Source organism: Roseicyclus amphidinii (assembly GCF_030163755.1).
Classification (GTDB): domain Bacteria; phylum Pseudomonadota; class Alphaproteobacteria; order Rhodobacterales; family Rhodobacteraceae; genus Roseicyclus; species Roseicyclus amphidinii.
In genome coordinates this window covers 1-8,266 of record NZ_JASJOE010000096.1, presented here as the reverse complement: position 1 = coordinate 8,266, position 8,266 = coordinate 1, and the positions used below count along the sequence as shown (strand labels likewise).

7 protein-coding genes are annotated in these 8,266 nt (G+C 61.1%); 2 read left to right on the top strand and 5 right to left on the bottom strand.

Features of this window, described 5'->3' with window-relative positions; all coding sequences use genetic code 11:
* Positions 1 to 126 precede the first annotated feature (126 nt).
* Together QQK83_RS18100 and QQK83_RS18095 are read left to right on the top strand one after the other, a co-directional pair.
* A complete protein-coding gene (locus tag QQK83_RS18100; protein WP_284266678.1) occupies positions 127 to 342 on the top strand; it encodes a DUF5131 family protein in 216 nt (71 codons plus the stop codon).
* A gap of 122 nt (positions 343 to 464) precedes the next feature.
* Positions 465 to 1,283, top strand: coding sequence for a hypothetical protein (locus tag QQK83_RS18095; RefSeq protein ID WP_284266676.1), 819 nt, complete (start codon positions 465 to 467; stop codon positions 1,281 to 1,283).
* Here QQK83_RS18095 and QQK83_RS18090 read toward each other — a convergent pair.
* From QQK83_RS18090 to QQK83_RS18070, 5 genes are all read right to left on the bottom strand, one after another.
* A complete protein-coding gene (locus QQK83_RS18090) occupies positions 1,233 to 2,546 on the bottom strand; it encodes a DNA cytosine methyltransferase (protein WP_284266674.1) in 1,314 nt (437 codons plus the stop codon). The genes QQK83_RS18095 and QQK83_RS18090 overlap by 51 nt on opposite strands.
* Before the next feature lie 61 nt (positions 2,547 to 2,607).
* The gene (locus QQK83_RS18085) at positions 2,608 to 3,015 is read right to left on the bottom strand and encodes a very short patch repair endonuclease (protein WP_284266672.1); all 408 of its coding nucleotides are present in this window, start codon (positions 3,013 to 3,015) and stop codon (positions 2,608 to 2,610) included.
* Positions 3,015 to 5,111 carry a DnaJ domain-containing protein gene (locus tag QQK83_RS18080; protein ID WP_284266670.1) on the bottom strand — a complete coding sequence of 699 codons (2,097 nt, stop codon included), beginning with the start codon at positions 5,109 to 5,111 and terminating at the stop codon, positions 3,015 to 3,017. The genes QQK83_RS18085 and QQK83_RS18080 overlap by 1 nt, the downstream gene beginning before the upstream one ends.
* Positions 5,112 to 5,791: 680 nt before the next feature.
* Positions 5,792 to 6,163, bottom strand: a complete 372-nt coding sequence (locus tag QQK83_RS18075) for a hypothetical protein (protein WP_284266669.1) — start codon at positions 6,161 to 6,163, stop codon at positions 5,792 to 5,794.
* A 163-nt stretch (positions 6,164 to 6,326) separates the two neighbouring features.
* A partial coding sequence (locus QQK83_RS18070) for an invasin domain 3-containing protein (protein WP_284266667.1) occupies positions 6,327 to 8,266 on the bottom strand: 1,940 nt, incomplete at its 5' end.

Sequence of the window (8,266 nt, the reverse complement as noted above, 5' to 3'; positions counted from 1 at the left end):
TGATGGTCGAAGCCTTCGCTCAGATCGACACCGAGGAGATCGACCCCATTCTCAGCATAAACACGAAAGCCGCCTGATCATGCCCTCAGGCCATCAGGGAAATTACACCAGCTTGACGGACGTGACCTGAAAGCACGCTACGGTGGAGGTCCAGTTCCTCCACACATCTGGTTGGGGGTGTCGGTCGAGGATGCCGCTCATGTCAGCCGCATCGACCACCTTAAGAGTGTGAATTCCGAGGCTCGCTTCATCTCCTTTGAGCCCCTTCTCGGACCTATCGACAAGGTCGATCGCCCATTGCTCCGTCGGCGCAACAGCGCCAAGTTCAACCGCCGACTCTAGTCTCAGCCGGATGAGCACCGGGGGTCACAGCAACTCTTGTGAACTGACATCCGTTCGAAATACTATCGTGTAATCATCAGCATACCGGATCGGATAAAGTGGCAAAATCGCAGAAGACACAGGTGATCGAGCACTTGTTCGAAAAGCACTGGGACGCGGCGAACGGCGCTCTCGACAAGACGCTCATGAGCCTCGACGATGTGGCTCAGGCGATCCGCGAATGTAACAAGCTGTACGGCTCGACCCTAAGCGACCGGAACCCAGCCAACTTCATGAAGGACTTGCTCCGAGGAGCGAACGCTTCGAAGAACTGGCCTGCCTCGGTTGCTGCACGGCGGTTCACGGGAATCCAGCGTACGGGTGACGGTGAGTGTTTCGAGTTCATCCCCTACCGACCCGGTCAGACGGAGCCGTTCCCAGATGCTTTCAAGGTTCGGGAGGATGCGCCGCGTTTCCTCGTGCAATCGATCAGTCTGCCGCTGGCCACAAAGTCGCTCGGCCGATCCGATGAAACCTGGCTTATCCAGACGGCCATCAACCTCCGGGTGGTGGAGACTCACTTCGCAGTCGCGCCAGCGTATCCACTCCTCGAGCTGACGCACCTGCAGATGGGCATCAAGCTCCGCTCGACCGAGATCGATGCGCTGTTTCTCGGGAAGGCTGGCGACCCCAAGGATCCAGATTCTGTACTGGTCACCTGTGAAGCGAAGCAGGCCAAGGATCCACTGATCCCCAGCCAGATCATCAACCAGGTTCAGGCTGCATTCGCGGAAGCGGAAGTCGACATCGTAGTCCCGATCGGCCTCCGGACCGTCAGAGGCGTCGGGTTCTATCTCACGGAATTCGAGGCCGTCAGGAGAGCCGACGCACAGGCGCTCGATGAGCTGACGCTAGCCAGCGACGCCATCTACGAACTCAGGCCGCCCGTTAAGGGCATATGACGCTTCGATTTCTTCCTGCTTTCGCTTCTTGGCGCCGCTCTTCTTGTCCCGTCGACCTATTGGGTTTTCGACCTGGAAGTGCGCTGCGGCCTCAGTGTTGCCCATGGTCAGGAGCCGCTCATCGCCGAGGGCGATGGCCTCTGTCGGGCGAGTGGGTTCGATGCCTAGGGCTCGAATGACGGCTGCCGCGACGGCGCGTGCAAGTGGCGGCGGTACGGCGTTACCGATCTGACGGGCCCCATGCCATTTGGTGGCATTGAAACGGAACCAGTCAGGGAAGCCGTGAAGACGCGCCATCTCTCGTACGGTCACGCAGCGTGCGTAGGCATAGTGGATCGGCCTCGGGCTCGTGAACGCCCCTCGTGCCGAGTCGGTCCCAGCGCGAAGAGTATTGGATACGCCGTCCGCCGGGAGCTTGAAGAACCGGGAAATCGGCTCGACCCGTCCCTGATCGGTTTCTCGGAAACGGCGCCGCGAAATCTCGGTGTGCTCGGTGCGCGCGCTCGAAGTGAGCAGGCTCGGATCCCACTTTCTCGGATGTCCGAAGGCCCAGGCATCGTTTCCAAGCCCTCGCAGAGGCTCGGCATATTTGCTCGGCTTCCCAAAGTCAGACGTCTCGACGTAATCCGACGACCTAAGCGCTTCGAAGAGTTCGGCGTCGGGCAGATCGGCGAGCGCGGCTTGGCACGTCGGCCTCTCGGCAATCGTTTTCGGGTAGGCCGGCACCTCTTCGCCCCTCTTGGCGCCCATGAGGATTAGCCTCTGGCGATCCTGCGGCACGCCATAGTCGGCCGCATTCAGCACACGCCAATCCTTCTGCACCTCGTAACCGGCAGCCTCGAACTCTTCGATCAGTTCGAATAGGAATTTCCGGTGCTTTCCGACCGTGAGCCCTTTTACGTTCTCGAAGACGAAATATGCGGCATCGAGTTCTCTGACGATGCGCACGAAGTCCTTGACGAGTCCGTTTCTGGGGTCGTCCAAGGCCCGCTGGCCAATCAGCGAGAAGCCTTGGCAAGGAGCGCCTCCGAACACGACATCCACACGACGGTTGCCGATCCCGGCAGCCGCCCTGATGTCGTCGCCTGAGACGTGCGTGACAGATCTTGGAAGAACGGCGCATCGCGGGAAATTGTACTTGTGCACCGCGGCGTGGACAGGATCGAGTTCGACGGCCGCGACCACATCGAAGCCGGCTTGCTCGAAGCCGAGGCTCATGCCCCCGGCCCCTGCGAACAGGTCGACTCCTATCGGTCTTGCCATGCCTTGCTCCCTGTCGTTTTCACTCAACATATCGGTGTGGTGCCGGATTGACCAGCGAAACCTAGCTTCTCAGGAAGGCTTCGACACGGCCGACGGCTTCTTCGAAGTCCCTCAGTTCGCACTGCCAGACAACGAGCGGCTCCCATCCAGCTTCCCGCAACTCGGTTAAGGCTCTCTTATCACGTTCTCTGTTTGTTTCAATCTTCGGCTTCCAGTACTCCGGCCTGGACTTCGGCAGTTGGCCCCACTTGCAGCCATGGCCATGCCAGAAACAGCCATGCACAAACACGACCTTCTTCCGCGACGGGAACACGATGTCGGGGCTGCCCGGCAGATCGCGACGATGGAGCCTGAAGCGATATCCGAGCCGGTGAAGGGCGCGGCGCAGGGCGAGTTCAGGCTTCGTGTCCTTCTGGCGGACCATCGACATTATGTACGAGCGGCCGTCCGCAGTGACGTGGTCAGCCATCACGATGGACGCATGGGACTTGCCTGGGACGGATCGCTGGGTCTCTTCGGAACCGCGCGGATCCCACGGAAGCTCCCCCGTTGCGTCCGCGTTTCCACGACGACCTCGCCATTGTCGACATACGCCCGCCGGATGGGCGCCTTGGTCAGGACGGTTCCCAGCGGCCGGCCATCTTCCGTGAAGACGCGAACGCCCTTGCCTTCGACCAGGAGGACCATGCCTCCGCTGACGAGCAGATCGCATTTTGGCGAACAATCATGCAAGGCGATCAGGCGGTCGCCGTCGAGCACATAGAGACGGGTCGTGGTCATCACATAGAGGAACGCTTCGGTCTCGACGATGCGGACAGGCACGGAGCCCACGTCGTAGATCGTGGTCGGCGAGCCGCTGCGGTCCACACGCACCACCCGCCCGGCATAGGTGCCAAGCAGAGCGGTTTCTCCCGTCCCGGAGAAGGCTGCGGCATAAATCCAGTCCGCCTCGGCCGCGGGGCCAAAGCTGATCACGATTTCAAAGCCGTTTTCACCTCCTCCACTCCCGTCAAGCTGCTCAGGGTCGAGGCCTGTTAGCCGCTCCGATGCGACATTCACCGCCTTCATCCTTTCCTCGTTTCCCGGATTTACGTCAGGGTGCAGTTCACGCACGAGCTGCCGATATCGCCTTCGGATCTCGTCGGGCGTGACCGGCATCTGAAGACCCATGACCTCCAGGGCTTGATCGATTTCCGCCGCGGTCCCGAAGCTGGACCCGCCTACCCTGATGCGGGTGGGCTCTTTCGCCGGCATCCTGAGCCCCCATAAGCGCTCTCCTTCCCGGTTAACGCACCACGCTTCGTCGACGTGAGTGAAGAGGTAGCGGTTCCGATCCGGTGTCAGTGCTATACAGCGCAGAGCGCGATGTGCCTCGCTCTCTGCCAAGCCGAGTCGTTCGCGGTTGGCGGCGACTTCCGGGGCGGCCTCTAGATCTGTCTCGAAATCGATGCCGAGGTCGCCACGATAGACGGTCATCACACCGCTCTTTGAGCGCAGCGCGAAGCCCTCGCCCTCTGGATGAACGGAGATGTGGTAGGCATCGCGGTGTAGGGGCACCGGTGTCCCAGGTCGTCCACTCGCGTCGCTGAACATCACCGCTCCAGGAGCGCTAAGGCTCGCTTCTGACTTCGCAAGATCGTCGAACGACAGTGCGCCGCCGCGCGTGCTGTAATGCCTGCGAAAGGCCGGATCCGGTCGATCCGATTTCGCAATTGCCTCGACGACGATTTCGCTCCAGCATCCTTGAGGGTCTGCGAAGGCTTCCTCTGTGGCAGGCAGCTCGACGGGTCGCTCCCACGCATTCGGCGAAGGCGGAAGAGGCACGATATTCACACGCTTTGGGTCGAGTTCGTGCGGACGCCCGGCACCTCGATCGCGTCGGTGCGATCCCGGCCTTGCTGGCTCATTGTAGATCGTCGCGGCCGAGGCCTTGGGCATCTCGGCATCGGCGAGATAGAGCTCATAGGTCTTTCCGCTCTTCGCGCGACGGACTTCTCCCGACTTCTCCAGGTAGGAGATGAGCCGACTGGCACGGCGCGCGTCATCGACGCCCAGCACAGTTTTGATCCGGCTTTGCAGGATGCCCGGATTTGCGCGGATCGCCTCCCGGAGCTGGTCGAAAAGGTCGAGGTCGGCTAAGTGTTCCTCCGCCTCGTCTCGGTAAGCTTGCAGATGGTCGAAACTCTGCACCAGGTCCCGCAACTCGCAGAGGCCGTCCCGATCTCCGACGATGGCCATCATCGTTCCGCCTTGCGACAGGGCCGGAATCCGAATGTCAAGCCGCTGCCCGTCGCCTTGAGGATCTTTCAGCCAGTCACGCAGCAGCGGTAGACTTGCACGCGCGGCTGCAGCGGCGGTCACATAGTCCTTTGCGGAAACCGAGGAGGTGAAACGTTCGAGCTGCGCGAAATAGAGCTGCCCGGGCAGAGAAGGGTCCGCCATCCGGAGGATCTCAGGCTCCGGCTCGGCAGCGGCCTTACTGCGAGGCTCATCTCGCACAGTATCCGGTGCCTTGGGCTCGCGGGCAGAAGATCCGCCAAATAACCATCTGAAAATGCCCGACATGATACGCCCCAATATCCCCGATTTGTCTCAGGGTCATCTGAAACCCAAGCTGCCGCAATCCCCGTATCGTGGCGAATTTCATTTGGCGGGCACTCAGGAAAGCAGCGCCATCTGTGATCGCCACTCCAACGGAAATGGCTCCATGAGCCCCTTCAGCGTGACGTCCGAGCTCTGTTTCCCTTCCAGGATATGGTAGCAGCCCGGACTTCCCGCTCAGCCTTTCGCTTGCGGGCAAGTTCGGCGACGCCGTCAGGAAGAGCTGAGGTGGCCCCGCGAATGCTTACCCGATCGAGGCTTCGATCCCTCAGTTCGAGGAACGGCGGCACTTTCGGTTGTTCTCCGGCAGCAACCTTGGCCCAGTACCCCCGGGGCGGTACGGGAATACGATGACGACTGCAGACCTTCGCGAGCCCCCGATCCGATATCCCGAATTCCTGTGCAAGCGCTGTCATCGGTTTGCTCCAGACAAGGTCGTAGAGGTCCCGACGGCTAAGTATCTGTGAAGGCGACAATTCTTGAACTCTCCGCAATACAGCTTCGCGCGGAAGCAATATCCCGCAGCGCCACTTTAGCGGTCATCGCCACCCGGGTGAAACCTGGAGAAGGTTGGACGTTAGGCACATCCCCTCCGCCACCATACCGACGTCAGAAACCTGATATTTTGGTATGACACCACATCGTCAGGGCAGAGCGGTCGCCGTCTCGATGGTGGTGTTCGTCTGAAATCCCTGCAGTCTGCTGCACAGTTTGCTATACGGCGGGCGGATGACCCGTGCGACGGGCGCGTTGGTGGGCCGTGCGACGAGCGCGGTGCAAGGGGCGTCCGCCAACGGATAGGCATCGACAAGAAGCTGCGCCAGCACCCCTCGGTCGAGGGGTGCGAGCGCGACCGTCTCCGGCTGCTTCGGCACCGTGCCGGCCGTCTGGGCGACGAGAACCGTCCGGACGACGCGGAGCACGCCCGGTGCGGCCTCCCGACGAAGGCGGCAGATCATGCCCGGTGCCGTGGCACCCTCGTGGATCGGGGGCAGCGCGTCGGCGATCTCGGTCATGGCCCTGGCGGCCTTGAACGGCGATCTGACCCGGCCAGCATGACGGCGACGCTGAAACTAGCCACCGACGGACAGAAACCACCGGTCGTGCGCCCCTGGATCACTCCAGGGGTCTTTTCGCGGGTGTCGACAAGATGGACGTCAAAAGGCTCCTTCCACCCTGTCAGAAATCAAACCTTCCACCCAGTCTAAGGTTCCAAGCGCTGAATCCGGGCTGCCCAATCCCGTCATATCGAACGGCGGCTTCGCCGCGCCATCCTGCAGTTGGCGTCGTGCGCAACCCAAGCTCCAGCGATCCCCTGGTTTGACTTTGCCGTTCAACCTGAGCGGGCGTTTGGAAATCCCGATCGAGTCGGGGCAGGACGAAAGCGTTCATTGCGCCGAAGGTGGATTCGACAGGCCATTCCAGCTCGGTTGAAAAAGTGAGACGGCCTGTGTCGGACCTGGCCCCCGCGACCGATACCTCCGACACACCGTCTGATACAACATGGTCTCCTTGGTCTTCGCGCATATACGCCAGGTCCACTTGTGGCATCAGGCGAGCGCGGCCCAGTTCGTAACTCCCGTAAAGAGCACCTCGCACAAGGAAACGTTCAGTCCCGAATGTCCCGCGCCATTCAGTGTTGTCGGAGAATACATCAATGGATGCAGAATTCCTCGACTGGCCCCGCGCGACCCTACCCGAGAAAAACAAGCCTTCGGCAAGTTCCGCGGACAGATAGGGGCCGATCATCCATCCATTCCCGGAAACCTCGGAGTAGCTATCGATCCGCTCCGATGCACGATCAAGATGTGCCATGACCCCGAAGCTCAGCCGCTCATTCACCAGATGGTCAATACCTACGAAGACGATCCCAAAACCGCCGTCGCGTTGCGCGAGGGTGCCGGTCGCATCTTGGTAGGCGCTGATCTGGCCCTCGGTCCAGACATACCAAGCACGGTCAGTCGAGCCGACGCTCCCTGAAAACCGGAGGAACGACGAGGGACTGGCCTCCGACGCAGTTATATCAAGCCCTCCGCGTGGCATGTCGCCCAACTGCCCCGCCAGTTGAAGACGTGACGCCAGTCCACCTGCATTTCCCTGATACTCGAGGCTGAACTGTGGACGCGAGGTGGCGTCCCGACGACGGTCAAGATGATACGCGCGCGGTTCGGCTGACAGGATCCTGTCCATTCGACGCTGAATGAACGTCGAGGTGACATCCGTGAAGGCATCTCGAACAGCCTGTTGGTACGCTGTGAAGCTTACAGTCGCCGGTGCCGCGATGGCGATGCCATTCACAGTCCCGGTCACCGTTGCAACACCGACCTCTGTGCTTGCGGTCAGAGTTGCGGAGTAGGTCCCGTTCCCATTGTCCGTGACTGCGCTCAATATGCCGAGGGTCGAGGTCAATACTACCGTATCGCCGCCGGCCGGTAACAGAGCGCCTTCGGCATCATAGAGGCTGACGGTGATCTGCGTTGTGTCTATGCCGTTTGCCCTGATTTCGCTCGGCGACGCGGCCAGGGCTGAGCCCGTTTCGCCGATCAAAATGAACTCGACGATCAGTTGGTCCGGTTGATCCACCCCATCGATTGTTACGGTAATCCTTGCTTCACCTGGTTCATCGGAACGCAGGAAGGCCGTGTATGTACCATCCCCGTTGTCGCGCGTCAGAACGGTGTTGCCCGATGGGTTGATGAAAAGTGTTCCGAAGTTCGTCGTGAGCTCGACGGCCTTCCCGATGACAGGCAGGTCATTTTCATCTATCAAGGTCACGGTGATTTCAACCGCGTCCGCGCTGTTGGCGATACCAGTCGATTTGTCCGCCCTGGCCTCGATATACGTTGCTCGCTCCACGGTGAGGGTGAAGGTGAGCACGGAGATATTGCCCGCCGCATCCTCGGCGGTGATCTCGACCACGTAGGTCCCGACCGCGCCCGGATCCTTCAGGCTCAGCACCCCGCCGGTGGTGATCTGGAACAGGCCGGCGTCGGTCCCGCCCAGCGTCCAGGTCACGCTCTCGTCGGCGGAGAAGCTCGCCGCGGCGGTGGTCCCGGCCTCGATCGTCGCCCCGTCCGTGCCGGTCCCGGCGCTGGTCGCGGCGTTCGGCCCGGTGATCA